General features: G+C 47.4%; 28 protein-coding genes. 5 read left to right on the plus strand and 23 right to left on the minus strand.

Annotation, left to right across the window (positions count from 1 at the left end; genetic code table 11):
- Window positions 1–330 precede the first annotated feature (330 nt).
- A complete protein-coding gene (locus tag FTT64_RS09885) occupies window positions 331–639 on the plus strand; it encodes a hypothetical protein (RefSeq protein WP_005182453.1) in 309 nt (102 codons plus the stop codon).
- A 151-nt stretch (window positions 640–790) separates the two neighbouring features.
- Here FTT64_RS09885 and FTT64_RS09890 read toward each other — a convergent pair whose 3' ends face one another.
- The 3 genes from FTT64_RS09890 to pheS all read right to left on the minus strand — a co-directional run bounded on the left by FTT64_RS09890 (window position 791) and on the right by pheS (window position 4,579).
- The gene (locus tag FTT64_RS09890; protein WP_004649746.1) at window positions 791–1,087 is read right to left on the minus strand and encodes an integration host factor subunit alpha; all 297 of its coding nucleotides are present in this window, start codon (window positions 1,085–1,087) and stop codon (window positions 791–793) included.
- Window positions 1,084–3,465, minus strand: coding sequence for a phenylalanine--tRNA ligase subunit beta (pheT, locus tag FTT64_RS09895; RefSeq protein WP_127799090.1), 2,382 nt, complete (start codon window positions 3,463–3,465; stop codon window positions 1,084–1,086). The genes FTT64_RS09890 and pheT overlap by 4 nt, the downstream gene beginning before the upstream one ends.
- A 133-nt stretch (window positions 3,466–3,598) precedes the next feature.
- Window positions 3,599–4,579, minus strand: a complete 981-nt coding sequence (pheS, locus tag FTT64_RS09900; protein ID WP_016659518.1) for a phenylalanine--tRNA ligase subunit alpha — start codon at window positions 4,577–4,579, stop codon at window positions 3,599–3,601.
- A 158-nt stretch (window positions 4,580–4,737) separates the two neighbouring features.
- Here pheS and FTT64_RS09905 point away from each other — a divergent pair, with 158 nt between their 5' ends.
- Window positions 4,738–5,766: a hypothetical protein gene (locus tag FTT64_RS09905; protein ID WP_016659519.1), complete on the plus strand. Its 1,029-nt coding sequence runs from the start codon at window positions 4,738–4,740 to the stop codon at window positions 5,764–5,766.
- On the opposite strand, the gene FTT64_RS09910 is transcribed toward FTT64_RS09905, so the two are convergent.
- The 3 genes from FTT64_RS09910 to rpmI all read right to left on the minus strand — a co-directional run bounded on the left by FTT64_RS09910 (window position 5,763) and on the right by rpmI (window position 6,946).
- On the minus strand, window positions 5,763–6,293 hold the full coding sequence (locus tag FTT64_RS09910) for an AAA family ATPase (RefSeq protein WP_127799088.1): 531 nt from the start codon (window positions 6,291–6,293) through the stop codon (window positions 5,763–5,765). The two genes, FTT64_RS09905 and FTT64_RS09910, sit on opposite strands and share 4 nt — an antisense overlap.
- Before the next feature lie 86 nt (window positions 6,294–6,379).
- A complete protein-coding gene (gene rplT / locus FTT64_RS09915; protein ID WP_005182440.1) occupies window positions 6,380–6,739 on the minus strand; it encodes a 50S ribosomal protein L20 in 360 nt (119 codons plus the stop codon).
- A gap of 12 nt (window positions 6,740–6,751) precedes the next feature.
- Window positions 6,752–6,946, minus strand: coding sequence for a 50S ribosomal protein L35 (rpmI, locus tag FTT64_RS09920; protein ID WP_001096359.1), 195 nt, complete (start codon window positions 6,944–6,946; stop codon window positions 6,752–6,754).
- A 295-nt stretch (window positions 6,947–7,241) separates the two neighbouring features.
- Between rpmI and FTT64_RS09925 the strand changes: the two genes are divergently transcribed.
- Window positions 7,242–7,970 (plus strand): energy transducer TonB, encoded by a 729-nt coding sequence (locus FTT64_RS09925; protein WP_127799086.1) that lies wholly within the window; start codon window positions 7,242–7,244, stop codon window positions 7,968–7,970.
- Window position 7,971: 1 nt separating this feature from the next.
- Here the strand turns inward: FTT64_RS09925 and FTT64_RS09930 are convergent, their stop codons facing one another.
- The 4 genes from FTT64_RS09930 to thrS form a co-directional block, all read right to left on the minus strand.
- Window positions 7,972–8,394, minus strand: coding sequence for a YqaA family protein (locus FTT64_RS09930; RefSeq protein WP_005182435.1), 423 nt, complete (start codon window positions 8,392–8,394; stop codon window positions 7,972–7,974).
- 89 nt (window positions 8,395–8,483) lie between these two features.
- A complete protein-coding gene (locus FTT64_RS09935) occupies window positions 8,484–9,101 on the minus strand; it encodes a glutathione S-transferase N-terminal domain-containing protein (protein ID WP_045795980.1) in 618 nt (205 codons plus the stop codon).
- Window positions 9,102–9,371: 270 nt separating this feature from the next.
- Window positions 9,372–9,923 carry a translation initiation factor IF-3 gene (gene infC, locus FTT64_RS09940; RefSeq protein ID WP_075167371.1) on the minus strand — a complete coding sequence of 184 codons (552 nt, stop codon included), beginning with the start codon at window positions 9,921–9,923 and terminating at the stop codon, window positions 9,372–9,374.
- A 5-nt stretch (window positions 9,924–9,928) separates the two neighbouring features.
- Window positions 9,929–11,851 carry a threonine--tRNA ligase gene (gene thrS, locus FTT64_RS09945; protein ID WP_104472408.1) on the minus strand — a complete coding sequence of 641 codons (1,923 nt, stop codon included), beginning with the start codon at window positions 11,849–11,851 and terminating at the stop codon, window positions 9,929–9,931.
- 497 nt (window positions 11,852–12,348) lie between these two features.
- On the opposite strand from thrS, the gene FTT64_RS09950 reads away from it, so the two are divergent.
- Complete coding sequence (locus FTT64_RS09950) at window positions 12,349–13,992, plus strand: acyl-CoA synthetase (RefSeq protein WP_180182323.1); 1,644 nt, start codon at window positions 12,349–12,351, stop codon at window positions 13,990–13,992.
- A gap of 130 nt (window positions 13,993–14,122) precedes the next feature.
- On the opposite strand, the gene yjgA is transcribed toward FTT64_RS09950, so the two are convergent.
- From yjgA to mazG, 9 genes are all read right to left on the minus strand, one after another.
- Entirely contained in the window at window positions 14,123–14,656 is a 534-nt protein-coding gene (gene yjgA, locus FTT64_RS09955; RefSeq protein ID WP_127801701.1) for a ribosome biogenesis factor YjgA, read from the minus strand.
- Between the two features lie 2 nt (window positions 14,657–14,658).
- Window positions 14,659–14,928, minus strand: coding sequence for an HPr family phosphocarrier protein (locus FTT64_RS09960; protein WP_168396726.1), 270 nt, complete (start codon window positions 14,926–14,928; stop codon window positions 14,659–14,661).
- Window positions 14,925–15,776 (minus strand): RNase adapter RapZ, encoded by an 852-nt coding sequence (gene rapZ, locus FTT64_RS09965; protein ID WP_005182418.1) that lies wholly within the window; start codon window positions 15,774–15,776, stop codon window positions 14,925–14,927. Before rapZ ends, FTT64_RS09960 begins: the two co-directional genes overlap by 4 nt.
- Before the next feature lie 27 nt (window positions 15,777–15,803).
- A complete protein-coding gene (gene panC / locus FTT64_RS09970; RefSeq protein WP_005182413.1) occupies window positions 15,804–16,649 on the minus strand; it encodes a pantoate--beta-alanine ligase in 846 nt (281 codons plus the stop codon).
- Window positions 16,650–16,652: 3 nt separating this feature from the next.
- Window positions 16,653–17,462, minus strand: coding sequence for a 3-methyl-2-oxobutanoate hydroxymethyltransferase (gene panB / locus FTT64_RS09975; RefSeq protein WP_005182412.1), 810 nt, complete (start codon window positions 17,460–17,462; stop codon window positions 16,653–16,655).
- 45 nt (window positions 17,463–17,507) lie between these two features.
- Window positions 17,508–17,996 (minus strand): 2-amino-4-hydroxy-6-hydroxymethyldihydropteridine diphosphokinase, encoded by a 489-nt coding sequence (folK, locus tag FTT64_RS09980; RefSeq protein WP_005182411.1) that lies wholly within the window; start codon window positions 17,994–17,996, stop codon window positions 17,508–17,510.
- Window positions 17,993–19,465: a polynucleotide adenylyltransferase PcnB gene (gene pcnB / locus FTT64_RS09985; protein ID WP_127801700.1), complete on the minus strand. Its 1,473-nt coding sequence runs from the start codon at window positions 19,463–19,465 to the stop codon at window positions 17,993–17,995. The genes folK and pcnB overlap by 4 nt, the downstream gene beginning before the upstream one ends.
- A 136-nt stretch (window positions 19,466–19,601) precedes the next feature.
- Window positions 19,602–20,015 (minus strand): ComEA family DNA-binding protein, encoded by a 414-nt coding sequence (locus FTT64_RS09990; RefSeq protein ID WP_127801699.1) that lies wholly within the window; start codon window positions 20,013–20,015, stop codon window positions 19,602–19,604.
- 10 nt (window positions 20,016–20,025) lie between these two features.
- The gene (gene mazG, locus FTT64_RS09995) at window positions 20,026–20,787 is read right to left on the minus strand and encodes a nucleoside triphosphate pyrophosphohydrolase (protein WP_127801698.1); all 762 of its coding nucleotides are present in this window, start codon (window positions 20,785–20,787) and stop codon (window positions 20,026–20,028) included.
- 100 nt (window positions 20,788–20,887) lie between these two features.
- On the opposite strand from mazG, the gene FTT64_RS10000 reads away from it, so the two are divergent.
- On the plus strand, window positions 20,888–21,664 hold the full coding sequence (locus FTT64_RS10000; RefSeq protein ID WP_016659529.1) for an SDR family oxidoreductase: 777 nt from the start codon (window positions 20,888–20,890) through the stop codon (window positions 21,662–21,664).
- A gap of 65 nt (window positions 21,665–21,729) precedes the next feature.
- Here the strand turns inward: FTT64_RS10000 and der are convergent, their stop codons facing one another.
- The 4 genes from der to hisS all read right to left on the minus strand — a co-directional run bounded on the left by der (window position 21,730) and on the right by hisS (window position 26,492).
- Window positions 21,730–23,142, minus strand: a complete 1,413-nt coding sequence (gene der, locus FTT64_RS10005; protein WP_005182406.1) for a ribosome biogenesis GTPase Der — start codon at window positions 23,140–23,142, stop codon at window positions 21,730–21,732.
- A 174-nt stretch (window positions 23,143–23,316) separates the two neighbouring features.
- Window positions 23,317–24,465, minus strand: coding sequence for an outer membrane protein assembly factor BamB (bamB, locus tag FTT64_RS10010; RefSeq protein WP_127799078.1), 1,149 nt, complete (start codon window positions 24,463–24,465; stop codon window positions 23,317–23,319).
- The gene (locus tag FTT64_RS10015) at window positions 24,462–25,166 is read right to left on the minus strand and encodes a tetratricopeptide repeat protein (protein WP_005182401.1); all 705 of its coding nucleotides are present in this window, start codon (window positions 25,164–25,166) and stop codon (window positions 24,462–24,464) included. The genes bamB and FTT64_RS10015 overlap by 4 nt, the downstream gene beginning before the upstream one ends.
- A gap of 30 nt (window positions 25,167–25,196) precedes the next feature.
- On the minus strand, window positions 25,197–26,492 hold the full coding sequence (hisS, locus tag FTT64_RS10020) for a histidine--tRNA ligase (protein ID WP_127799076.1): 1,296 nt from the start codon (window positions 26,490–26,492) through the stop codon (window positions 25,197–25,199).
- Between the last annotated feature and the right edge of the window lie 3 nt (window positions 26,493–26,495).

Below are 26,495 nucleotides of genomic sequence, written 5' to 3' on the forward strand. Positions count from 1 at the left end.
ACGTTTTCTGTGTAAACTTATTTTTAAGTAAATGATTATAAATAAGTATTTCAAAAAAACCCTATAGTTTTTAATGATTTAAATCGCCTTTCGCCAATATAAACTGAACTCTTGATTGTTATTTTCTGTTAAAAAACAACGTATTTTAGGGCTTTTTTCGGCTTTTTTTAGAGCAAGCTAGTAGTAATTAAAAAAACTCAGTGATAGCATATTCGCAGACCAGTTAGACTGCTCCTGCGTTGTTAGTGCCTAACAAAATTAGGAATAATAAAAGCATATAACAGGCTAACGTCGGTTTTTTTTAATCTCAATTTTTTAGAGAGTGATGCCATGTTATTCAAAAAAATCGCTATTGCTGCTGCAGTTGCTACTACTTTAGCTTTCGTTGGTTGTGCTAAAAAAACTGAAGAAGCTGCTGCTGACGCTAACCAAGCTGCATCTGAAGCTGTTGTAGCTGCTTCTGAAGCTGAAGCTGCTGCTGACGCTGCTGCTGTTGAAGCTGCTTCTGGCGCTGATGCTGCTGTAGACGCTGCTGCTGATGCTGCTGACACTGCTGCTGCTGCTGCTACTGACGCTGCTGATGCTGCTACTGACGCTGCTGATGCTGCTGTTGACGCTGCTGCTTCTGAAGCTCAATAATCTTAGATTATTGACAAAAAGAGAGCCTTTTGGCTCTCTTTTTTATTGTCTGAATATTTCTTACAACATCTCATCATCACATACAAGGAACACGGTAATACCTGCCGTTAGAACCTCAGCCCTTACTTTTTTAGCGGCATAAAAAAGCAGATCAATCGATCTGCTCATTTCCAACACGTTGGCGGAACTTCTGTCCGGCACGGAAGGTTACCACCCGGCGTGCAGAAATCGGAATTTCTTCACCCGTCTTCGGATTTCGGCCTGGACGTTGACGTTTATCACGCAACTCGAAGTTACCAAAACCTGAAAGTTTCACCTGCTCCCCAGAGATTAGCGCCTGGCTAATCTCATCGAAGAATAACTCGACCATTTGTTTCGCTTCACGACGGTTTAAACTCGTGAGCTCACTTAAATGATCAGCCATTTCTGCTTTTGTTAATGCTGTCATGAAGCCCTCAATGTCGCTTGATAAGTGTTTTCTAACACTTTTAGGATATTGTCCATACCTGATTTAATTTCAGCATCTTCAAGCGTACGTGTCGGATGTTGCCATAACAGTGCAAATGCCAATGAGCGTTTACCCGCTTCAACACCTTGACCAGTGTACACATCGAATAACCAGGTTGAATGCAGAAGCTCGCCGCCCGTTTGTTCGATAAGTTGCTGAATTTCGCTAACATTAATCTTATCACTAATTAAAAGCGCAATATCACGTCTTACCGACGGAAAACGTGATAATTCTGTAAAATTAGATACATAAGTTTGCAAAACAGCCTGCTGATCCAGTTCCGCCACCCAAGTGGTGCCCAAATCCAGTTCATTTTCCAGAGATGGATGCAAACGGCCCAAATAACCAATTGACTGACCATTGACCAGAATCTCTGCAGATTGGCCTGGATGCAACCAGCTACGCTCTGAGCGTACATATTCGACCTGTACACGACCTGCTGCCAGCAACTCTTCAACTTCACCTTTCAGGTCAAAGAAGTCCATGGCTTGTGGCTTGCCATGCCATGATTCTGCTGTTTTAGCGCCCACAGCAATCATTGCCAGGGTTGGAATCTGTTTCAGGTCATGAATTGAAGCTGCATTCTGATAATCAAAACGTAAACCCAGTTCAAAGAAACGCACACGGCTTTGCTGACGGTTAATGTTGTACTGTACGCAAGGAATCAGGCTCGACAGCAAAGTTGAACGCATCACCGCCAGATCGCTTGAAATCGGGTTCGCCAATGCCAGCGGGTTGACCGCCGCATTTAGCTGTTTTTCCAGTTTCAGGTCAGCAAAGCTAAAGCTGATTGCTTCCTGATAACCCAAAGTCACCAGGGTTTGACGCAGCTGTGCCACTTCAAACTGATCCTGATACTTCGCCAGTTTGGTGTCAATCACCGGCAGGCTGATTTGAATATTGTCATAACCGTGAATACGCGCGACTTCTTCAATCAGGTCCTGGTAAATGGCCATGTCATAACGATGCGATGGCGGTACCACAGACCATTGGCCTTGCGCTTTTACTGTTACTTCACAGCCCAAGCGTGTTAAAGCATCGGTAATAAAGTCTGAATCTACGCTATAACCCAGCAGCTGATCGACCTGTGCCTGTTCCAGTTCAATCGCGTCACGTGTTGGCAATACTGCTGCATTTTCTGCCACCGTAATTGGACCGAACTCACCGCCTGCAAGCTCAGAAATTAACTGAGAGGCACGGTGCATGGCGATCAATGGCAGTTCAAAATCCACACCACGCTCATAACGCTGAGAGGCATCGGTATGCAGGCCAAAACGGCGCGCACGACCGGCAATATGCAGCGGTGCAAAGAAAGCAGATTCCAGGAAGATTTCAGTGGTTTCCTCGGTAACCGATGAAGACAGACCACCCATGATGCCGGCAATCGCCAGAGCTTTTTCATCATCGGCAATCACCATGACATCGTCTTGCAGTTCTACTTCTTGTTCATTCAATAGAACAAGTTTTTCGCCCGCAGTCGCCTGACGCACCTGTACAGCACCTTGCACTTTTGCAGCATCAAAGGCATGGAGTGGTTGACCCAGTTCCATCAAGACATAGTTGGTAATATCAACCAGAATGCTGTGCTGACGGATACCCGAACGTGCCAATGCGCGCTCCATCCATTCAGGCGTCGCGGCTTTGGTATTCACGTTCTTGATCACACGACCTAAATAACGTGGACAGCCTTCAGTCGATACAACCACTTTCTTTTCATCAGCAATGCTTGCAGCCATTTCTTTAATTTCAGGCGCAGTCACAGGCAGTTGGTTAATCACCCCAATTTCACGTGCGATCCCACGAATACTGAAACAATCACCACGGTTTGGCGTGATGCTGATGTCAATCACGTTGTCATCTAGGTCCAGATATTCACGGATGTTGACACCGACCGGTGCATCCACAGGAAGTTCTAATAGACCGTCGATTTTATCTTCTAAGTCAATTTCAGATGCACCGCAGAGCATGCCTTGTGATTCCACACCACGCAGTTTGCCTTTCTTGATTTTAAAATCGCCTGGTAATACTGCACCAATAGTTGCCACAGGTGCTTTCATACCTGCTCGTACGTTTGGCGCGCCGCAGACGATTTGTAAAGGCTCACCTGAACCAATGTTCACCGTCGTTACACGTAAACGGTCTGCATCTGGATGTTGTTCAACCGTCAGCACTTCACCAACCACTACACCAGTAAATGGTTTTGCAGCTGGAGATAAATCATCAACTTCCAAACCCAGCATGGTTAACTGGTCAGAAAGTTTTTCGCTATCGATGGCTGGGTTGACCCACGTGCGTAGCCAATTTTCGCTAATTTTCATTAATATAAAACCTGTAATTCAAATCTCTAAAATCCCCCTCTAACTCCCCCTTAAAAAAAGGGGGAGAACCCTATGTCACCGATGGACAACCCCTCTCCTTTTAGGAGAGGTCAGGGAGAGGTATAAATTTGTTTTAAGCAAACTGGCGTAAGAAACGCACATCATTCTGGTAGAACATACGTAGGTCGTTAATGCCATAACGCAACATTGCAAAACGCTCTACGCCCAGACCAAAAGCAAAGCCTTTATATTTGTCCGGATCAATACCTGCAGCGCGTAATACATTTGGATGCACCATACCGCAGCCCAGCACTTCTAACCATTTACCGCGCTCATCCATAATATCCACTTCAGCACTTGGCTCGGTGAACGGGAAATACGACGGACGGAAACGGACTTTCAAATCTTTTTCAAAGAATTCGTTCAGCAAGTTCACCAGTAAACCTTTCAGTTCAGCAAAGCTGGTGTTTTCCGCCACGTACAAACCTTCAATTTGGTGGAACATTGGTGAATGCGTCTGGTCGGAGTCACAGCGATAAACACGGCCCGGGCAGACAATACGGATTGGCGGCTGCTGGGTTTCCATAGTCCGAATCTGTACACCAGAGGTATGGGTACGCAGCAAATGAGTCGCATCAAAATAGAACGTGTCGTGCATGGCACGGGCCGGGTGATGGCCTGGAATATTCAGCGCTTCAAAGTTGTGATAATCATCTTCAACTTCTGGGCCAGTAGCCACAGTAAAGCCAGCTTTGGTAAAGAACTGGCAAATACGCTCTTGCACCTGAGTTACCGGGTGAATGGAGCCAATGGTCTGACCACGGCCTGGTAAAGTAATATCCACCGTTTCGCTGGCAAGTTTTTGTTCTAATGCCGCTTGCTGTAATGCTGCCTGACGCTCGGTTAATGCAGTATTAATGGCTTCACGCACCGCATGGATTTGCGCACCAAACGCTTTACGCTGTTCAGGATCCATTTTACCAAGTGACTTAGATTGTTCCGCGAGCTGGCTTTTCTTCCCCGTAAATTGCACCCGTACTTGATCGAGTGTAGCAAGGTCGTCTGCTGCTGCAATGGCAGCGAGCGCTTCAGTGGTCAGGGCTTCCAGTGACATAGTAACTCTCAAAGCAACAAATTTTGAATATAATTAAAAAACCCCACATTCTAACAGTTTTTGGACAGTAGAATGAAGTTGCATTGCAGGAAAATTAGATTGGCATCGCAATTTGGAAAAAGTATAAGATAATCAAAATATCAATGAGATCAAACACTATGGCGCTCGATCAAATTTGGAAACAGCAACTGACCCTGGTCACCTATGGCAATGAATATCTGAGCCAGGATTTGAGTTTCAGTCGCTGGCGTGCGCATCCCATTTTTAATCAGCACATGTTCTGGTTTCGTGATTTAAATTCCCAGCATCTGCTGGCCCAGCATTTTGAAATCTGGCTGGAAGGCTTAAAACGCCAGGGTACAACCCGACTGAGTCTGCACAATGCCAGTCTGCTGGTCGATGAAAAAAATCCCAATGCCAATGTCGAGTTACTTCCCTACCCGCATTTTATTGTCAGCCATGAAGCACATAAAAAATTTGCCTGGATTTGTGGCAAGGAATTGCCGGAATGGTATAACGCCGACAATGATTATGAATTTCCATCGGCACAGCGTATTGAATTGCGCCAGGAAACGTTCTGGCGTTATGAACTCAATAGTAAGCTGGCCAAAAAGGTAGAGGCCGATCTAGAACCCGCTCACTGGGATGAAATTCATCTGTTTACCGAGCAGGAGCTGTTTTCTCATACACTGGCGGCCGACTTTCAGCCACCTGAACAGCAGAATTTACCCTATTATGGTGTTCCGCTTACGGCAGATACACCTGATCCGCATCAGCTGTCTTTATTACCGACTCACTATCAGGCCGATTATGCACATCGCATGCTGTACCGTTTAGAAGCGCTAAAAGATGATATTCAACAGAAAATCCAGCATCCCTATAATGCAGATAATGAAGTGCTGAGTCCGGAAGAGCAGCTTGACCTGCGCCATTTTGCCCAGAAGCTGGATGATTTAAGCGCCAAATTTATTGTCAAGGTGGCCAACCATTACCAAAGCGCCCAGCTGACGCCTGTCGCACAGCCGAATCCGCTGGAACCGTTCGCATCTGACAACAAGGCTACCCATGCGCAAGCAGCGCATTCAGCCAAAGCCCCGTCTCATCATAAAGTTGGTGCGACTGGAGTCATCAAGCTGATTCTTATTACTGTGGTAATTTGTTTATTGGCCTATTATTTCGGACTTTAAACGCGATTCAGAAACCGTTCAACTTCAGTCGCTGAAGTCAGCCGAATCCAGTGCAGATGGGCATATTCGGGAGATTGTATCAGCTGCAGATAATGCCGGCGATTTTTCTGATGGGTTTTAATCATCCACCAGACAATCGAATCGCGGCTAAACAGCTGTCTGATCGTTTCCTGATTATTGGAATTAGGCCAGAGGGTTTGCTGTGAAACCGCGCGCTGCACGGCGCGTTGTACAGAACGCAGTAAATTGCTATGAAACGGTAAATCCAGCCAGATGATGGTATCGGCCTGCGCCCATTTAATGGGAATGGTGCGAGTATAGTTGCCATCAATCACATAGCCATTGGGTGCCTGCTCAATGGCTGCCTGAATTTTGGCAAAAAAATCTGTATCAGCACTTTGCTGCCAGTCATCTAACCAGAACAGATTATCCAGCTCGATATAGGCCAGTCCCAGCTTTTCTGCCAGCGCCCGGGCAAAAGTCGATTTGCCTGAAGCCGAAGTACCAACCACATTAATTCGCTGCATACAATTTCCCTACTCTATCATTCAGACCCTGATTCTGCGCAATAAAAAAGACCGCATAAAGCGGTCTTCTTTTAAGTCACGAGGACTTAGGCAGCCAATGCACCTTTCGCTTTTTCAGCTAAAGCAGCAAATGCAACTGCGTCATGCATAGCGATGTCAGCAAGTACGCGACGGTCGATGATCACTTGAGCTTTCTTCAAACCAGCAATCATACGGCTGTAAGACAAGCCGTTTTGACGAGCACCAGCATTGATACGCGCAATCCATAGAGCACGGAATTGACGTTTCTTCTGACGACGGTCACGGTAAGCGTATTGACCTGCTTTGATTACCGCTTGGAACGCTACGCGATATACGCGTGAACGAGCACCATAGTAACCTTTAGCACGAGCAAGAATTTTTTTATGACGGCGATGAGCCTGTACACCACGTTTTACACGAGCCATTTATAAATCTCCTTAGATGTATGGGCACATACGACGAACTGAAGCAACGTCACTCACGTGAACCATTACACAGCCGCGCAATTGACGGATACGTTTAGCAGATTTTTTGGTCAAAATGTGGCGTTTGAACGCTTGTTTACGCTTGAAACCGTTAGCAGTCGCTTTGAAACGTTTAGCTGCACCACGGCGAGTTTTTAACTTAGCCATAACAACCTCTTTTAAGTACCTGTTCGGCTCATTTGCACCATTACAAACGACCTGCAGGTAAGGGAGCACGTATTCTAAAGCATCTTTGTCTAAAACAAAAGCAGATATTGCAAAAGTCGCTCGCCTTCTATCGGCAGATGAGGTCTTTGAGATTAGCAGGATCTCTCCTTTTTATTGAACAGCCAAAACATACAGATGGAACCTCTTATTTTTATAGCGGAAGACTTGTACTGACGGCCAATTCAGGAAATACTGCGCAGCGTTCCTTCTTTTGCCCAACAACAAGCTAATCCTCATGAAAAAAACCATTTGCCTGAGTCTGTGTCTGGCGCTGCCGCTTAGTGCCACGCTTGCCATTGCTGCCCCTGCCGAACAACTGCAAGTACAAAAAACCTCGGCGTTGGCTGCCCATCTGACCACGCGTATTCAATGGACCGAGTTTCCGCAGCTGCGTTATAGCAATGCCGATTTAAAGCAGCAAAACCGCGCGGCCATTTTACGGATTCATGCCGATGAATCGGGGCAAATCAACAAGGTCACGGTACAGGAAAGCACCGGACTAAAATCTTTAGATCAGCTGATTAGCCAGGCGGTAAAACAGGCCAGAATCAAACCACATCTGGTCGATGATACCCCGGTTCCAGTGATTGGTTATCAGGTCTTTCATCTGGATTTAAAAGATACTGCTCAGGACTGCCACTACAGCTTTGACTCGACTGTCTGGCAAGCGCAGCAAGCCGGCGCAAAAAGCGCGTTTCAATATCGCAGCCAGCCTCAACTGAACGTCACCGAAGATGAGTTAAATGGTCATGCCCGCCGGATTCAGTTCAAAATGAAAGCCGATAAATACGGCAACATCCACAAGGTTAAAATTCAGCAAGGTTCCGGCCGTTATGCGCTGGACCAGAAACTGATTCAGGCGCTGCAAGGTGCACAGGTCGATGTACCACGCAAATTCTGGATCTATAAAAAATCCAACCTGAAAGATGAAGTCCGTTTTCAGCCAGCAGAATGTGAGGGCTAAACTAGAACATGGCATAAGCCAGATAAATAAACAGATAACGCCCGATTTTGGCTACACTCACCATCAGCAGAAATCGGGCGAAGTTTTCTTTCATTAAACCGGCAATTAAGGTGATTGGATCACCAATCACCGGCACCCAGCTCAGCAGTAAGGACCAGAAGCCATATTTCCGATAAATCTGCTGTGCCTGCTGCAGCTTGGGTTCAGACACCGGAAACCAGCGCTTGTCTTTATACTGCTCGATCTTGAGTCCTAACCACCAGTTCACACAGCTGCCCAGAATATTGCCCAGACTGGCGATGGCTATTAAAGCCATCACCGAATGTTGCTCTTGAATGAGCAGGCCCAGTAATACCGCTTCAGATTGCAACGGCAATAAGGTAGCCGCCCCAAAGGCCGACAGAAATAACAGCAGATAAGCCATAACAGATGCAGTTAACAGGTTCTGCCCATCTTAACTGAAATCACAAAAAAAGCACCCGAAGATGCTTTAGGTGATTTTATGATGATTATTTAAACCTGAATCGCCAGGGCGCGTTGTACTGCCGGACGGGCGGTTAAACGCTCAATATAATCCTGCACATGCGGATAATCTTCTAGCGGAATCTGCTGCCATTCATGGCGTAACAACCACGGTAAAATCGCCATATCGGCAATTGAATATTCACCGGCTACATATTTCTGCCCGATCAGCTGCTTGTTTAACACGCCATACAGACGTTTGCTTTCATTGACATAACGCTCGGTGGCATAGGCTATACGCTCGGGTGCAAAGCGGCTAAAGTGATGGTTCTGCCCCAGCATCGGGCCTAAGCCACCCATTTGCCACATCAGCCACTGCTCCACCTCTACCCGCTCGAGCTCATCTACCGGATAGAACATACCGGTTTTACGGCCCAGATATTGCAAGATCGCCCCCGATTCAAAAATCGAAATCGGCTGGCCATTCGGTCCATCCTGATCGACGATAGCCGGAATTTTATTGTTGGGAGAAATGCGCAGAAAATCTGGCTGAAACTGGTCGTTTTCAAGGATATTAATCGGGAAAATCTGGTATGGCAGCGCCATTTCTTCTAAGGCAATCGTAATTTTATGACCATTGGGCGTGCCCCAATAATAAAGATCAATCATGTGTATATCCTTGCGCTCTTGTCGTTGTCATGTGTTATTGCTCTGCCGTTAAAGATACGAGATAAGCCTGAGCAGGGCAACTGTTGTCACATAAAAATTAAACACCAGAGATGACCCGCAGCTGTTCGAAAGTCACCGAGCTTTTATCATGCAAAGTATGCTGAGCTGCTCAACATACCGAACGATCATTACGTCAAAATATTAGTGACCTCATAAACTGTAGTCACAAAAAAAGCACTGCTGGGCAGTGCTTTTTTGATTCGGAGATGCTTACTTTTTCTTTTTCGGTCCAAGCAGCATACCCATTTGACGACCTTCCATTTTTGGCGCCTGTTCAACTACACCAATTTCAGCTACATCCGCTTCAATTTTCTGTAATTGTGCCAGACCCAATTGTTGGTGCGCCATTTCACGACCACGGAAACGCAGCGTGATTTTGACTTTGTTGCCTTCTTCCAAGAACTTTAAAATGGCACGCAGTTTTACGTTGTAGTCACCTACATCGGTTGCTGGGCGCAATTTAATTTCTTTTACCTGCACTTGATGCTGCTTTTTCTTGGCATCTTTTTGCTTTTGCTTCAGGTCAAACAAGTGCTTGTTGTAATCCATGATTTTACAAACAGGCGGCTCTGCATTTGCCACAATCTCAACGAGGTCAAGATCTGCATCCTCTGCAGCACGCAATGCTTCCGCTAAAGAAACAATTCCTTTTTGTTCACCATCCGCTGCAACGAGGCGTACTTCTTTTGCACGGATCTCGTCATTAATTGCAGGGCGGTTACTCTTAGCACCTTGTTGTTGGTTACGGTCAGGCTGTTTAATCTTTCTTACTCCACAATGTACCGGCCGCGTTCGGCAACGGCTGCTTTTACTAGGTCAATGAAAGCATCAATTGACATAGTACCCAAATTTTTTCCTGAGCGGGTACGCACGTTCACTGTACCTTCCTCTACTTCACGGTCGCCAAGAACCAGCAAGTAAGGAATACGCTCTAAAGTACGTTCACGAATCTTAAAGCCGATTTTCTCATTTCTCAAGTCAGAAATCGCACGGATACCGTTTTCTTTCAGTTTCTCGACGACTGACCCACAGGCTTCAGCTTGCGCGTCGGTAATATTCATTACACAGGCTTGTGTTGGCGATAACCAAGGTGGCATAAAGCCCGCATAGTGTTCAATAAGTATACCAATAAAACGCTCAAAACTCCCAAGAATCGCACGGTGTAACATTACCGGCTGATCACGGTCGTTATCTTCCGTCACATAAGAAGCATCTAAACGTTCTGGCAAGTTAAAGTCACACTGAATGGTACCGCACTGCCATACACGGCCTAAGCAGTCTTTCAATGAGAATTCAATTTTCGGACCATAGAATGCACCTTCACCCGGCTGTAATTCCCAGGCCAGACCCGCTGCATCCAAAGCATCGGCCAGTGATTTTTCCGCCAGATCCCACAGTGCATCATCACCCACACGTTTTTCAGGACGAGTCGATAACTTCATTTGCACATCTTCAAAGCCAAAGTCTTTGTAGACATCTAAGGTTAACTGAATAAAGTCAGCAACCTCTTGGCCAATCTGCTCTTTGGTACAGAAAATATGCGCGTCATCTTGCGTGAAACCACGTACCCGCATAATACCGTGCAATGAACCCGATGGCTCGTTACGGTGACATGAACCAAATTCTGCCAGACGGATTGGTAAATCACGATACGACTTTAGGCCCTGGTTAAACACCTGCACGTGACATGGGCAGTTCATTGGCTTCACTGCGTAGTTACGGTTTTCAGAATGCGTGGTAAACATGTTTTCCGCATAGTTCGCGGCATGACCCGATTTTTCCCACAGGGTGAAATCGACCACCTGCGGGGTACGGATTTCCTGATAACCGTTGTCCTGCTGCACTTTACGCATGTACTGTTCCAGCACCTGGTAAATGGTCCAGCCATTTGGATGCCAGAACACCATACCCGGTGCTTCTTCCTGCATATGGAACAGGTCTAAGGCTTTACCAATTTTACGGTGGTCACGCTTTTCTGCTTCTTCAATACGTTTGATGTAGGCAGCCAGCTGTTTCTTGTCAGCCCAGGCGGTACCATAAATCCGTTGCAGCTGCTCGTTTTTGGCATCACCGCGCCAGTAAGCACCCGAGATTTTGGTCAGCTTGAATGATTTTAAGAATTTGGTATTTGGTACGTGCGGACCACGGCACATATCCAGATAGTCCTGATGGTAGTACAAGCCCATTTGAGTTTCTTCAGGCATGTCTGCAATCAGGCGCAGTTTGTATTCTTCGCCACGCGCAGTGAATTCAGCAATGACTTCATCACGCGGGGTCATTTTTTTCACAACATCGTAGTCCTGGTCGATGAGCTTTTTCATACGCTCTTCGATGGCCGCCATGTCATCTAAAGTAAATGGACGTGGCATCCAGATGTCATAGTAGAAACCTTCTTCAATGACTGGACCAATCACCATTTTTGCTTCAGGGAACAATTGTTTTACCGCATGGCCCACCAGGTGCGCACAAGAGTGACGAATAATTTCGACCCCTTCTTCGTCTTTCGGTGTGATGATTTGTAAGGTGGCATCTTCAGTAATTAAATCGCAGGCATCGACTAAACGATCGTTCACACGACCTGCCACAGTATTTTTGGCAAGACCTGGGCCGATGCTTTGTGCAACTTCCATCACAGATACAGCTTGATCAAATTGTTTTTGATCACCATTCGGCAAAGTGATAATTGGCATAGAAAATCCTTAAGGAGTGATGCCCCGTACCATGGAGCATGTCACCGCGAGATTATGATCGAGGAGAACCTCAAAAGATAAAAAACGGTGGTAAATAAAAAATCGACTAGAATTTTACACGTCTTGGTGCGGTGATTAAACCTTTTCTCCGAGAAAATTCAAATTAAGCCTCGTGTTTATGCTTAATTTTTTCCGATTTAAAAAAATGTGCTGCATGGGCCAATTTTATTTCCGGATTTACCGGTCAAACGGATGATGTGGCTTTTTATATGCTGATCTGGCCAATCTATCTGCAACTGCCATCATCAGCTACACCCAGATAAAAAAGAAATATCTCCATACAATTTTACCGGATCAAAAAAGGTTTATATTTCAGGTGATAGCGTGCCTATTTAGCTGCAATACCGCTCACTCGACTAAAGAATAACTGCAAGCCTGCACTGAAATGAATATCTTTAAACCAGAGAAACAATAAATATGATTAGGGAGTAATAATAATGGTTAGCGCATATGATCAATTGCCGCGTACCCCTGCCAATTTCGTGGCCTTGTCTCCACTGAGATACCTTGAACGCGCTGCTTATATCTACCCGCATCAGGATGCCATTATTCACGGTAAACGCCGCATTACCTGGCGAGAAAAATATCAGCGCTGCCGCCAGTTTGCCCATCAGCTACAACAGCTGGGGGTCGGCAAGAATGATACCGTGTCCACCTTACTCCCGAACGTACCAGCCATGCTGGAAGCACATTTTGCCGTGCCAATGGCAGGCGCCGTCCTTAATACCCTCAATACCCGACTCGATGCCAAAAGTCTGGCCTTTATGCTGGAACATGCCGAATCCAAAGTGTTACTGGTTGATCCGGAATTTTCCGCCGTGGCCAAAGAAGCGCTGGCGCTGGTGCCACAAGAGATTTTTGTGATTGATGTTGAAGATGAGCTGTATGAGCAGTGCTTTACTGCCCCGATTGGCCAGATTGAATATGAAGACTGGCTGGCTGAAGGCGATGCCAATTTTGAATGGTCACTCCCACAAGATGAATGGGATGCGATTAGCCTGAACTATACCTCTGGCACCACTGGCAACCCGAAAGGCGTGGTCTATCATCATCGTGGGGCTTATATCAATGCCGCCAGTAATATTATTGCCTGCGGTATGACCCCACGTGCCACCTATTTATGGACCTTGCCACTGTTCCACTGCAACGGCTGGTGTTTTGCTTGGACCATGGCAGCCAATGGCGGTACCAATATCTGCCTGCGTAAAGTCGATCCTGAGCTGATTTTTAAACTGATTGCTGAACATAAAGTTGATTACTTCTGCGGCGCACCGATTGTACTGTCGATGCTGATTAATGCTCCGGAACAGCAACAGATCAAAATTGAGCATCGCGTAGAAGTGATGGTGGCCGGTGCTGCACCACCTGCGGCGATTATTGAAGGGATGCGTAATCTGGGCATTAACGTGACCCATGTTTATGGCTTAACTGAAACCTATGGCCCATCGGCGCTATGTGCATCACAAGCTGGCTGGTCTGAGCTGACTATTCAGGAACAGGCGCAATTGCATTCACGCCAAGGCGTGCCGTATCCGCTGCAAGATGGCATGAAAGTCCTTGACCCGGAGACCATGCAACCGGTACCGAACGATGGCGAAACCATGGGCGAAATTATGTTCCGTGGCAATATCGTGATGAAAGGCTATTTAAAAAATCCGGAAGCGACGGCCGAAGCCTTTGCCGGTGGCTGGTTCCATACCGGCGACCTGGCCGTTTGCCAGCCGGATGGCTATGCCAAAATTACCGACCGCTCCAAGGATGTGATTATTTCCGGCGGTGAAAATATTTCCTCGCTGGAGGTTGAAGAGGTGCTGTACCAGCACCCTGCGGTCCTCACCGCGGCAGTGGTGGCCAAACCGGATCCGCGCTGGCAGGAAGTCCCGTGCGCCTTTATTGAAATTAAAGAAGGTAAAACCGTGACCGAAGATGAAATCATTGCCTTCTGCCAGCAGCATCTGGCGCGCTTTAAAGTGCCAAAAGAAGTGGTGATTACCGAGATTCCTAAAACCTCGACCGGCAAATTACAGAAGTTTGTATTACGTGAATGGGCCAAAAAACGCGCTGTCGGCGAGTTCGGTTAAAGCCAGCTGAGATGTTGATGCGGGTCATAGTGCCCGTTTTCAAATCAGTCACCCAAAAATGAACCGCAATAAAAAAACGACTCCATTGAGTCGTTTTTAATGGCTTCGGACCAGATGAAGTCTGATTAGCTTAATTGTCAGATAACAGCGCCACTTGCTGCACATAGTTAAACAATTTTAACTTGGATGCTTCCAGCTCTGCTGCGGGCATTTCCACTTTCAAATCACGGTGAATGCGCAACACATGCTGACGCAAGGTATGTCGTTCTGCCGCATTATAAGTTTTGCAGAAATCATTAATTACCGGATCACCATCTTTAATAATCCGCTCGACCCAGCGTTGCAGCTGTGCGGTTTTTTTGGCACCCTGCTGCGGGGTTAAATAAGACAGAATCACCGATTCATCTTCATTGCGCAGCAGTTTCCCAATCCGCTGGAACTGACGGCGACGCGCCTCATGCGAACTGATATTCTGCACTTCAATGAGTGCATCAATTAAACGCTCATCTACAGGAAGCTTTTGAATTTGCTTCAGGTTCAGTTGAGCCAACTGCTCGCCCAAAGCAGCCATACGCTGTACGGCTTTTTTCTGTTCAGTTTTACTTGCACGTCCTTCTAAAGATTCGAAATCATCTTCGGTAAAACGGTGCGGTCGACGTGCCACGATTAATCTGCCTCGTAAAATTTTGCTGCAAAAAGTGCCTGAATTTCAGATAAAGCTTGTTCTTCATCTGCACCTTCAATCACTAAACGTAAAGTTGTGCCCTTACCTGCGCCGAGCATGAGCAGGGACATGATATTTTTTGCATCGACCAACTTGTCACCTTTGCCAATTTGAATGGACGAACGGAATTTCGTGGTGACTTCAATCAGTTTGCCTGATGCACGCGCATGTAAACCTAGTTTATTAATTACCTCAACAGTTGTGTCAATCATGACCAGTGCTTCATTTCCCGGTGTAAGACTTGAATAGACCATTGTGCCTCAAGTGCCTTTTTTAGTCTATCCACCATATAAACAGATCGGTGCTGCCCACCGGTACAGCCAATAGAGATGGTCATATAATGACGATGCCCTTCTGCAAATGCAGGTAGCCATTTATTTAAAAACTGATAAATATCCTGGAACATTTCATTGGTCTGTTCATGCTGTTCCAGAAACTGTTGCACCGGCTCATCCAGCCCGGAATATTTGCGCAAAGACAGATCCCAATGTGGGTTCGGCAAATGCCGGATATCAAAGACATAGTCGGCATCCAGCGGAATACCATGCTTGTAGCCAAAAGATTGCAAAATCACAATCAGTTTATCGGTCTGACCCAGCTTCGACAGCAAGGTATGCTTTAAGTCATGCACACTCTTGTCGGTGGTATCAATGTGCACCGTGGAGCGCAGCTGAATCGGCATAAGCAGGACTTTTTCTTCCTGAATGCATTGATGCAGACTTTTAAACCGGCTGGCCAGAGGATGCGGACGGCGCGAAGCACTAAAGCGGGTGATCAGCTCCTGATCTTGGGCAGTCAGATAAATAATATCGACCGAGCCATGACCTTGCAACTGTTCAAACACCTGGTCAAATTCCTGCAAATTGGCGCGGGTACTGCGTACATCGACCCCTAGCGCCAGCTGTTCCAGATTATTTTCCAGATCAAGCTTGGCCACAATTTCGGGCAGCAATGCCAGAGGAAGGTTATCAATACAGTAATATCCGAGGTCTTCGAGAACCTGCAAAGCCGAGGATTTTCCTGAACCTGATTGTCCGGTCACAATCAAAATACGCTTCATGACAAGGCTGTCCTTTCCATTGCTGAGCTATGCAGTCGGTTTGATCTGCATATTATCAATTAAGCGGGTGCTTCCCAATTTTGCCGCCACGAACAAAACAATCTCTTGATTAAATTCATCAATTTTTTGCAGTTCAGGTGTACGTGCCTCTACATAGTCCACAACAAAGCCGGCCTGCGTCAATGCTGCCTTAATATTCGCTAACACTTCTGACAGCTTTTCACCCTGTTGCAGTGCCTGTTCAGCATTTTTCAGGCTTTGATAAATTACTGGTGCCGTTTTACGTTCCTGTTCACTTAAATAACCGTTACGGGAACTAAGGGCCAGACCATCCTCTGCCCGGACAATTGGCACGCCAATCACTTCCAGCGGAATATTCAGGTCACGTACAAACTGACGAATCACCGCCAGCTGCTGATAATCTTTTTGGCCAAAGAAGGCATAGTTCGGCTGCACAATATTAAACAGCTTGGTCACCACCACCGCGACGCCATCAAAATGTCCCGGACGCTGCAAACCACACAGGTCTTCGGTAATTTCAGACACACTGATGTTGGTTAAGCGCGGGTTTTTGCCATACATTTGCTCGACAGAAGGTGCAAATACGATGTCACAACCGGCTTCTGCCAGCAATTGACTGTCTTGTTCCAAGGTCCGTGGATAGTTGTCAAAGTCTTCATTTGGACCAAACTGAATCGGGTTCACGAAGATGCTGACCACCACCACATCACATAATTGACGCGCTTCACGCACCAGGCTCAGATGGCCTTCATGCAAATTGCCCATGGTCGGGACAAAACCAATAATTTTACGCGCTGCACGTGCAGGATTTAATGAGGCTGCCAATCCCTGAATCGTGGTTTCTGTTTTCATGTTTTACAACTCAACTTGGAAAGTTTGTTCACGTGCCGGGAAAGAACCGTCTTGTACCGCAGCATGATAGGCTTTGAAGGCATCTAAAATGGCTGTTTCACCAGACTGCTCTTTCATAAAGTTCCGTACAAATTTGGCAACGCGGCCAAACGTCAGACCCAGCATATCTTGCACCACCAGCACCTGACCATCGGTGTCTGCACCGGCACCAATTCCAATTACCGGAATATGCGGGAACAGGGCGCTAATTTCCTGACCAAGCTGCGCCGGTACACATTCCAGCAATAACAGCGCAGCACCGGCATCAACCACCGCCTGACAGTCGGCAATCAACTTGTCCGCCGCTTCACGGGTACGCGCCTGGAGTTTATAACCGCCAAAGACATGTACCGATTGCGGCGTCAGGCCCAAATGCACACACACTGGAATTCCGTTACGGGTCAGCACTTCTACGGTTTCAGCCAGCCAGGCACCACCTTCCATTTTGACCATTTGCGCACCGGCCTGCATCACGGTTTTCGAGCTTTGCAGTGCATCATTCAAGGTGGCATAACTCATAAATGGCAGATCGGTCATGATAAAGGCATGCTGATTGCCACGACGCACTGCTGCCGTATGATAGGCCATATCTTCAACAGTCACCGGCAAGGTAGAGTCACGGCCCTGAATCGACATCCCCAGCGAGTCGCCAATTAAAATACTATCAATTTCAGCAATTTCCATTGCCTTGGCCATACTCGCATCATAACAAGTCAGGCAGGAGAATTTGCGACCATCGGCTTTAAATTGTCTTAAGTCACTGAGACTAATCATGGAGATGTTCCTCTAGGAAAAGCATAGAACATGCTAAAAATCACTTTAAATATTTGCCCAGTGTTCATGGTCCAGCACATCCAGTGCGGGCTGTTGAATGAACGGCAAGTCTTTTAATAATTGCGTATGCACACGCAGTTCGGGGTCTAAATCCAGTAATGGAATGACCACGAAATCGCGTTCTAAAACGCCGACATGCGGCACAGTCAGACGTTCATGCTGAATCTGCTCCTGTCCATAGAGGAGTAAATCCAGATCGAGCGTGCGTTCACCCCAATGGCGTAAACGCACCCGTCCGGCTTCCTGCTCAAAACGCTGCAGCTGATCCAGCAATTCCAGCGCCGGTAAATCTGTACGCAGCTGTACCACCGCATTTAAATAATTCGGCTGGTCTTGTGGCCCCATTGGCGGACTTTGATACAGTTTAGAGGTTTTGACCTGACCCAACGTCGCCAGCTTGTGTACAGCTTCGGTCAGAATCTGGCGTGAATCGCCCAGGTTACTACCCAGGCCAATATAAGTCACCCTACTCATTGTGTTGGCCCGAAAATAACCTGACTTAAATCCCGTTGTACCCGCTTGCGCTTCAGAATTGGATGGTCTGCACCAATCCCCGAGCCATTGCTTGATGATATTGATGCAACTTGGGCACGGGCATCTTCCTGCTGTTTGGCTTTACGGGCACGGCGGCTGCGTGGCTCCGGCTCATTCACCAGCGGTTCAATTTCGGCGGTCTGCGCGGCATTCAGCTGCTGCTCCAGATGTTCTTCCTGTGCAGCTTTGCGACGGCTCTTGGCCCGCTGACGGTTGTACTGGCCAATGGCACGTTCTTTTTCATCGGTGCTCATGGTCTGGTACTGATCCCACCACGTACCCATCTCTTGAGTCTGGGCATCGCCAGATCTTTCACGCAGCAGCAAAAAGTCGAAACCGGCACGGAAACGTGCATGGTTGGACAGGGCAGCAATTTGCTGAGGTTTTGGATTCAGCAAACGGGTTTGCATTTCCCAGACTTCACGAATAAAGGTTTCGGCAAAACGCGGAATCACCGTGCGGGTGGCCTGACGTTTCAACACATCCAGCCCAGCCTGTGCACGTGCTTCTGCCGGAATTACCCCTTTGGACAGATAAAAATCACAGCGCTCTAAAAATGGCTTCCACAGCAGCACCGCATAGAAAAAGGCCGGGTTGATGGTTTTGCCAATCGCAATGCGCTGATCGGTATTTTTTGCAGCCAGTTCAATAAAGGGGGTGATGTCCGGCTTGATGTCGGCAAAAAGCTGACGCCAGATACCGAAGTCGATTAGCATCGGCAAGACGCGATTTAAATGCCCCATGGTGAACAGTTTTTGCGATTCATCATACAGACGGTGCGGAGAAACATCGCGCAGCAACTGAGTCATTTCCGGAGTAAAAATCTCCAGAATGGCCGGATCAATATTGAAATTCAGCTTGGCCGCAAAACGTAAGGTCCGCAGCATCCGCACCGGATCTTCTTCAAAACGGACGGTCGGATCACCGAGCAGACGCAAGGTTTTGGATTTAATGTCATCAACTGCATGACAGAAATCCAGCACGATTCCTTTACGTGGCTGGTAATACAAAGCATTGATACTGAAGTCACGACGGGCAAAATCCTGCTCAATCGTGCCCCAGTTATTGTCTCTTAAAATCATGCCCGCAGCAGAGGTCACCGCTCTTTTCGGCGGTGCACGGAAGGTAGCAACTTCCACCAGTTCACGTCCAGAATAGACATGAGCCAGCTCAAAGCGGCGTCCGATAATGCGACAGCGGCGTCCGAACACCTCTTTGACCTGAGATGGCGTGGCATTGGTCACGGCATCAAAATCCTTCGGATTCAGGCCCAACATCAGGTCACGAACACCACCACCAACGATATAAGCTTCATAGCCAGCTTTGGTTAAAGCATCAATAACATCTAGAATGTAAGCAGGTAATTGCGTGGTTGATAAACCACATTTTGACGCGCGCAAAGTTTGCAAAAGACGCTGTCTCCTACGTCTGAACGTAAAATAGATTAGATGACGCTAATCATATCTCTAACACAATCAAAGGGCAATTTGATTATCTCAATACTCGGGCCCGGCTGATGCGGTGTTGGCCGATGATCAGACCCGATTAAATACCCAGCCGGTGCCGGTTTTTGGCCAATAATGCCGGTCCAATCCCTTTGACTAACTGTAAATCTTCAATCCGTTTGAATTTTCCATGCCGATTGCGGTACTCAATAATAGCTTCCGCCTTCTTTTGTCCCACGCCAGATAATTGCTGTAATTGCGCGGCTGTTGCCATATTCAGATTAATTTTTTCACTACTGCCTGCGCTAGCTGAACGGGGTTGGGAAGTCTTCGTAGAAGCCGACGAGCTTAAGCGGGCATCAATCGCCTCTTGTTCAGCCTTCCATTGCAGATAACGCGCATCATAATTTTCTGCCTGCGCATTTTGCAGCGCGAAAAAACTACAAAACAGGCAGAACATTAACGCCAGTTGAATTAGAGCTTGAGCGTGTTGAAATCTTATTCTTCTTGTCATGGTCACTCTGTCATTTTAATTGTTGTTTTGCCTGCTCCCACAGCTGATCCATTTCAGCCAACGACACCTGTTCTATATTTTTATGCTGCTGTTGTAACTGCTGTTCAATGAAAGCAAAGCGGGTTCTAAATTTATGTACGGTACTCAGCAAAGCCATTTCGCTGGACAGATTCAGTTTACGGCCAACATTAATTAAAGAAAATAAACAGTCACCCAGCTCATCCAGAATTTCGTCGGAATCTTGCCGATCCACCGCCTGTTTCAACTCCTGCAACTCTTCATCGACTTTCTGCATCGCGCCAGCGACATCGGAAAAATCAAAGCCAATCTTCGCGACATTGTGCTGTAACTGCTGCGCCTGCTGAATGGCCGGGCCATGTTTGACCTCAGATAAGCGCGATGCAGGTTTTCCGGCTTTTTCCTGCTGTTTGATCTGCTGCCACAATGCACTGACATCTTCCGGGCTTAAAGCCGCAAACTGCTCCGGCTGAAATACATGCGGGTGACGGCGAATCATTTTATCGGTAATGGCCTGCACCACATCCTGAAAATCAAAAGCACCCTGCTCGCTATACATTTGCGACTGAAACACCACTTGCAGCAATAGATCGCCCAGTTCCTCTTTGACGTCCTGAGCATGACCACTGCGCACGGCCGCTTCGACTTCATAGGCTTCTTCAATCGCATACTTGGTCAGCGATTCTGGGGTCTGCTTCTGGTCCCACGGACATTGCTCACGAAGCCGTTTCATCACTGCCAATAACTGATCCATGCCGATTTCCACCTTCTTCAACCATCATCTACATAAAAATATTTGCTATGCTCTCAACAGAACAACACTTTGAAAAACAAAAACACAAGGAGTTAGCCACATGCACAGTATCTTCATTAGTGGCGCAGCACAAGGCATTGGTGCAGCAGTGGCCCGCTTATTTTATCAGGCGGGTTATAAAGTCGGAATTTATGATTTAAATGTTGCACAGGCCGAGCAACTGGCGCAGCAGCTGGGTCCCAATGCGCAAGCCGGCGGGCTGGATGTCGCGGATTATGCACAGTGGCAAACGGCTTTGGCGCGTTTTGTAGACTGGGCTGGCGAGCTGAATATTCTAGTCAATAATGCCGGTATCTTATATTCGGGTGCTTTTGAAGACACCGAGATTCAGGCGCATCAGCGTACCATGCAGGTTAATGTCAATGGGGTGCTAAATGGCTGTCATGCCGCACTGCCTTATTTAAAACAGGCGACTTTTGCCCGGGTGGTGAACCTGTCATCAGCTTCGGCCATTTATGGACAGGCCGATCTGGTGTCGTATTCGGCCAGCAAATTTGCGGTACGCGGTATAAGCGAAGGGCTGGATGTTGAATGGCAAAAATATGGTATCCGGGTGCTGGATGTGATGCCTCTGTTTGTACAAACCGCCATGGTCAAAGATATGGATGCCGGCACCATCCAAAATATGGGGGTACATTTAAGCGCGGAAGATGTGGCCGATGAAATTTTCAGTTGTGTTACGCGAAAAAGCTCGCTATTTACCGCCACCCATCAGCCGGTCGGATTAAAAAGCAAATTCCTGTTTACCCTGTCACGCCTAAGCCCGCAGTGGGTGAATCGTTATAGCAATATGTGGCTGGCACGGCGTCCAGACTAGAAACTGATGGCCATAAAAAAGCCCGAATCTGATTCGGGCTTTTTTTGTATCAAGCGACAAACCGCTTAACCGCGTTTAAATTTCTTCTCGGCTTTCTTAAACTTCTGTACATAACGACGACGACGCGCAGCAGTACGTTCATCCACCTGTGATTTACGTCCTTCAAACGGGTTCTCAGAGGTTTTAAATTCAATCTTCACCGGAGTTCCTTCCAGCTTATAGACCTTACGGAACACGTTTTCCAGGTAACGACGATAATCGGCCGGGGTTTTATCAACCTTGTTACCGTGAATTACAATCGTTGGCGGGTTCTGGCCTCCCATGTGTGCATAACGCATTTTAATGGCACGACCCTGCACTTTTGGCGGATGGTGCGCTTCAGTTGCATCATTCAGAATCTGAGTCAGTTTGGCTGGTGATACTTTTAAGCGCGAAGACTCATAAGCACGATGAATTGATGGATAAAGATCACCCACCCCAGTGCCATGCAGCGCTGAAATCAGGTGAATACGCGCCCAAGGAATAAAGTCAAAGCGGCGCTCGACATCCAGCTTACACTGCTTGCGATCATATTCAGACATGTTGTCCCATTTATTGATCGCAATCACCATGGCACGGCCAGCTTCCAGCGCATAACCAATCAGGTGCAGGTCCTGCTCGACAATCCCTTCACGGGCATCGACCACCACAACCACCACGTTGGCATCTTTCATCGCCTGCAAGGTTTTTACAATCGAGAATTTCTCGATCATTTCATCGACCTTGCCTTTACGGCGTACACCGGCAGTATCAATCAGGGTGTATTTACGCCCTTCACGCTCAAACGGAATATAGATCGAGTCACGTGTTGTGCCCGGCTGGTCAAAAGCAACCACGCGCTCTTCACCCAGCAAACGGTTCACCAGCGTCGATTTACCCACGTTTGGACGACCAATAATCGCTAGACGCAGACCCGTGTCTTCATCACGCTCTTCCGGGTTTTCATCTTCCGGCACATCTTGCAGTACTTCTTCCAGCATCTGCTGAACACCGCGACCATGGCTGGCGGCCACTTGCATTGGCTCGCCCATCCCCAGTTTAAAGAATTCAACCAGTGCGGCTTCTGCATGTACGCCATCAACCTTGTTGGCCACCAGAAAGACTTTTTTACCCAGCGTACGCAGTTCACGGGCAATCTGTTCATCCGAAGCCAGCAGACCGGCACGTGCATCGACCACGAAGATGATCATATCGGCTTCATGGATGGCGGTTTTCGACTGCTCGGCCATGTAAGAATCGATACCACCTTCAGATTCGCCAATACCGCCGGTATCGACCACGATGAAGGATTTATTCTGATAGGTCGCATCACCATATTTACGGTCACGCGTCAGGCCGGCAAAGTCTGCGACCAGAGCATCACGACTCTTGGTGATCTGGTTAAACAACGTTGATTTTCCGACGTTCGGACGACCAATGAGCGCAATTACGGGTTTCATAGATTAACCTTTATTTGAGATCAGTCCACTACACGGGTCTGAACATCAGAAACAAATGGGAAGAAAAAATTTCAGTCAAAGACCTGAATAAAAACACGGGGCATTGAACATTCAATCACCCCGCGTTAAAAAATACGGAAATTGTCGCCTAGTTTAACATAAGGCAACAAAAAGTTAACGGTTCTGCCAAATGCTGAATGCACCCTTTTGCGTACCAACATATAACTGGTTGTCGATGACACGTAAAGAACGCACTTCACCGCTGGTTTTGGCGCGACCAATCAGCTGACCGTTGCTCGGGTTAAACAGATGCAAGACACCATCCATATCTCCCACCACCAGGTCCTGACCCAGCATTACCGGGTTACTTAAACGACGGTTAAGCAACTGGTTATTTTCCCACAGCTTCTGGCCACTGGTAATTTCATAAGCCACTAAACGGCCATCGGCACTGGCGACAAAAACCCCATTGCCGACCACTTCCGGACGTTTGGTGCTGCTCAGGTCTTCGCTCCAAACCACTTGCTGTGAAGCCAGATCAGTGACGGTCACCTGGCCCTGGAAGCTGGTAGTGACCAGGAACTGGCCAGCTACTACCGGATCGCCATCAATATCATTTAAACGCTGAATATCGGAGCGACCTTCACTGATGGCCACACGGCGCTGCATACGCGGCGTACCGGTCACCACATCAATTGCATAAATATAAGCATTGGCGGTTGCTACCAGCACGGTACGCGGATCAACCGCTACCGGTGCAGCGCTACCACGCAGGCTAAACTGGACATTCGGCAAATTGTAAGTCCACATTTGCTGGCCAGTCGCCAGGTTATGCGCATAGACAATACCATCATTGCTGATGGTCACCACACGGTTGGCATGCACCAGCGAAGGTGCCAGAATGGCGCCAGTCAATTGTGCGGTCCATTTTTTCTCACCTGTAGCCTGATCCAGTGCAAACAGTTGACCTTTCTGATTCCCAACAATCACCAGACCTTCTGCCGCTTCTACACCTGAGCTGAGCCCCTGTTTGCTGACTTCGGTCTGCCACAAACGCTGCTTGCCACGATAGGCCGCTACTTCACCTTTAGGATCAATACTAAATACCACGCCATTATCGACATCTAGCTGTAAACGCAGCGGATCTTCTTCAGCAGTCGATGAGGTGTTTTGAGAAAATACAGGCACCAGGGTTTTGGCCTGTTGCAGTTTTGGCAAAGGATTCGGTTTTACTTTTTCAACTTTAATGCTGTTGCTTGAACAGCCAACCAATGCAAGGCTTAAAACAGTTAGTGCAAACGGGATCTTATATTTTCTATTCATTCAGTTTCATCCACTTGTGTGTCGATTACAGGACGTTCAATTTCAGGATCATCAACTAAAACGCCGACACTTTCGAGTTTAATTTGTAAAATTTGACGTTCCTGTTGACGTTCAAGTAACGCATTCCATGCGTTCTGATACGCTTTTTTGGCATTTTCAATATCATTTTTCGCCACGTACACATCACCACGCGCTTCTTCAGCTGTTGCTTTAAAGGCAGGATCGTTGACGGCAGACAAGGTTTTCAGTGCCTCATCATATTTCTTTTGTGCCAATTGCGCATAGGCCAAACGCAGTTTTAATACCTGCATTAAGCCGGCATCATCGACTTTAGAATTTTCAACTTTCTTTAAGGCTTTTTCTGCACCGGCATAATCGCCCTGATCATAGGCCAGTTTCGCCATTAAGAACTGGGTCTGAATGGCCTGGACGGAATCTGGAGCTTCTTTCACAATCTTATCGGCCGTGGTCGACAGATTCTGGAAAGCTTTGTCATCGCCTTCAGCCGCACGCGCCTCGTCCATCAGTTGCTGGACTTTGGCGGTGTTGGTCTGATCTTCAGCCAGGTTTTTCTTCTGCCAGTATTGCCATCCGAAAAAGGCAATCAGCGCAATCAAAATCCCGCTAATAATTGCAGAACCATATTTCTTAGCGAATGATTTTAAATGATCAAGTTGTTCATCATCACTTAATGCGCTCATTGAATTACCCTTTTCCTTATGTTCTTTGGCTTATTTTGAAGAAAATTTTTCAATCATAAATGGCACAATCCCTGCCACAGCTACATCCAACTGCTCGGCAGTGGCCAGTTCTTTAACGGCGAAGCGCTGGTTTTCCCACTCACGCTCACCCAGAATTAAAGCATACAGTGCACCCGACTGGTCGGCTTTTTTCATCTGGCTTTTCATCGAGCCTTGTGAGCCGACTTTCAGGCGAATGGCACTACCACTGGCTTCAAGCTGGTCACGAATCTGCTCTGCCAGCACCAGTGCTTTACCTTGTGATGCCGGATCGGCCACCAGGAACACTTCACAATCGCGGCTTGGGCTGTTGTCTTCGACCTGTTCCAATAGAAGCAATAAACGCTCCATGCCCATGGCAAAACCAACTGCCGGAACCGACTGTTCTGGCTTGCCTTTTAACTGCCCCACCAGACCATCATAACGGCCGCCGGCACACACTGTCCCCTGTGAACCCAAATGGGTGGTGGTCCATTCAAATACAGTTTTGTTGTAATAATCCAGACCACGGACCAATTTTTGATTAATCACGAAGCTGACACCGGCATCAGTCAGATACTGCTGCAACTGGGAAAAATGCGCCATGGTGTCTTCACCCATAAAGTCGTGAAGTTTTGGTGCATTTTCCAGGATGCTTTGAGTTTTGGCATCTTTAGAGTCCAGAATACGCAGCGGGTTGGTGCTTAAACGGCGCTGAGAATCTTCATCGAGATCGGCTTTGTGCGTTTCCAGGAACTCAACCAAGGCGGCGCGATACGCGGCACGTTCATCTGACTCACCTAAAGTATTCAGTTCAAGTTGAACTTTATCTGCAACGCCCATACGTTTCCATAAACGCGCGGTCATTAAAATCAGCTCGGCATCCATATCTGGGGTAGCGACACCAAAAGTTTCCACACCAAACTGATGGAACTGGCGATAACGGCCTTTTTGCGGTTTTTCATAACGGAACATTGGGCCGATATACCACACGCGAGGCGTTGCACCGCGCAGCAGGTTATGCTCAAGCATGGCACGTACACAGCCTGCCGTACCTTCCGGACGTAAAGTCAATGACTCTGGCGGATTGCCTTTGTCCAGGAAGGTGTACATTTCTTTTTCAACGATATCGGTTGCATCACCAATGGAACGCTTGAACAGATGGGTCTGCTCAACCATCGGCAAACGGATTTGCTGATAACCATAAGCATCCATAAGACTGGACAGATGCTGTTCCAGACGTCTCCAAGCCGGGGTCTGGGTTGGGAGAATGTCATTAAAACCTTTGATTGCGACGATTGAACTCATGAT

The organism is Acinetobacter sp. Q186-3 (assembly GCF_013420655.1).
Classification (GTDB): domain Bacteria; phylum Pseudomonadota; class Gammaproteobacteria; order Pseudomonadales; family Moraxellaceae; genus Acinetobacter; species Acinetobacter indicus.

Coding starts and splice junctions, on each gene's coding strand:
- FTT64_RS09885 (WP_005182453.1), top strand. CDS start 331: ATGTTATTCAAAAAAATCGCTATTGCTGCTGCAGTTGCTACTACTTTA.
- FTT64_RS09890 (WP_004649746.1), bottom strand. CDS start 1,087: ATGACAGCATTAACAAAAGCAGAAATGGCTGATCATTTAAGTGAGCTC.
- pheT (WP_127799090.1), bottom strand. CDS start 3,465: ATGAAAATTAGCGAAAATTGGCTACGCACGTGGGTCAACCCAGCCATC.
- pheS (WP_016659518.1), bottom strand. CDS start 4,579: ATGTCACTGGAAGCCCTGACCACTGAAGCGCTCGCTGCCATTGCAGCA.
- FTT64_RS09905 (WP_016659519.1), top strand. CDS start 4,738: ATGGCGCTCGATCAAATTTGGAAACAGCAACTGACCCTGGTCACCTAT.
- FTT64_RS09910 (WP_127799088.1), bottom strand. CDS start 6,293: ATGCAGCGAATTAATGTGGTTGGTACTTCGGCTTCAGGCAAATCGACT.
- rplT (WP_005182440.1), bottom strand. CDS start 6,739: ATGGCTCGTGTAAAACGTGGTGTACAGGCTCATCGCCGTCATAAAAAA.
- rpmI (WP_001096359.1), bottom strand. CDS start 6,946: ATGGCTAAGTTAAAAACTCGCCGTGGTGCAGCTAAACGTTTCAAAGCG.
- FTT64_RS09925 (WP_127799086.1), top strand. CDS start 7,242: ATGAAAAAAACCATTTGCCTGAGTCTGTGTCTGGCGCTGCCGCTTAGT.
- FTT64_RS09930 (WP_005182435.1), bottom strand. CDS start 8,394: ATGGCTTATCTGCTGTTATTTCTGTCGGCCTTTGGGGCGGCTACCTTA.
- FTT64_RS09935 (WP_045795980.1), bottom strand. CDS start 9,101: ATGATTGATCTTTATTATTGGGGCACGCCCAATGGTCATAAAATTACG.
- thrS (WP_104472408.1), bottom strand. CDS start 11,851: ATGCCAATTATCACTTTGCCGAATGGTGATCAAAAACAATTTGATCAA.
- FTT64_RS09950 (WP_180182323.1), top strand. CDS start 12,349: ATGGTTAGCGCATATGATCAATTGCCGCGTACCCCTGCCAATTTCGTG.
- FTT64_RS09960 (WP_168396726.1), bottom strand. CDS start 14,928: ATGATTGACACAACTGTTGAGGTAATTAATAAACTAGGTTTACATGCG.
- rapZ (WP_005182418.1), bottom strand. CDS start 15,776: ATGAAGCGTATTTTGATTGTGACCGGACAATCAGGTTCAGGAAAATCC.
- panC (WP_005182413.1), bottom strand. CDS start 16,649: ATGAAAACAGAAACCACGATTCAGGGATTGGCAGCCTCATTAAATCCT.
- panB (WP_005182412.1), bottom strand. CDS start 17,462: ATGATTAGTCTCAGTGACTTAAGACAATTTAAAGCCGATGGTCGCAAA.
- folK (WP_005182411.1), bottom strand. CDS start 17,996: ATGAGTAGGGTGACTTATATTGGCCTGGGTAGTAACCTGGGCGATTCA.
- FTT64_RS09990 (WP_127801699.1), bottom strand. CDS start 20,015: ATGACAAGAAGAATAAGATTTCAACACGCTCAAGCTCTAATTCAACTG.
- mazG (WP_127801698.1), bottom strand. CDS start 20,787: ATGGATCAGTTATTGGCAGTGATGAAACGGCTTCGTGAGCAATGTCCG.
- FTT64_RS10000 (WP_016659529.1), top strand. CDS start 20,888: ATGCACAGTATCTTCATTAGTGGCGCAGCACAAGGCATTGGTGCAGCA.
- der (WP_005182406.1), bottom strand. CDS start 23,142: ATGAAACCCGTAATTGCGCTCATTGGTCGTCCGAACGTCGGAAAATCA.
- bamB (WP_127799078.1), bottom strand. CDS start 24,465: ATGAATAGAAAATATAAGATCCCGTTTGCACTAACTGTTTTAAGCCTT.
- FTT64_RS10015 (WP_005182401.1), bottom strand. CDS start 25,166: ATGAGCGCATTAAGTGATGATGAACAACTTGATCATTTAAAATCATTC.
- hisS (WP_127799076.1), bottom strand. CDS start 26,492: ATGAGTTCAATCGTCGCAATCAAAGGTTTTAATGACATTCTCCCAACC.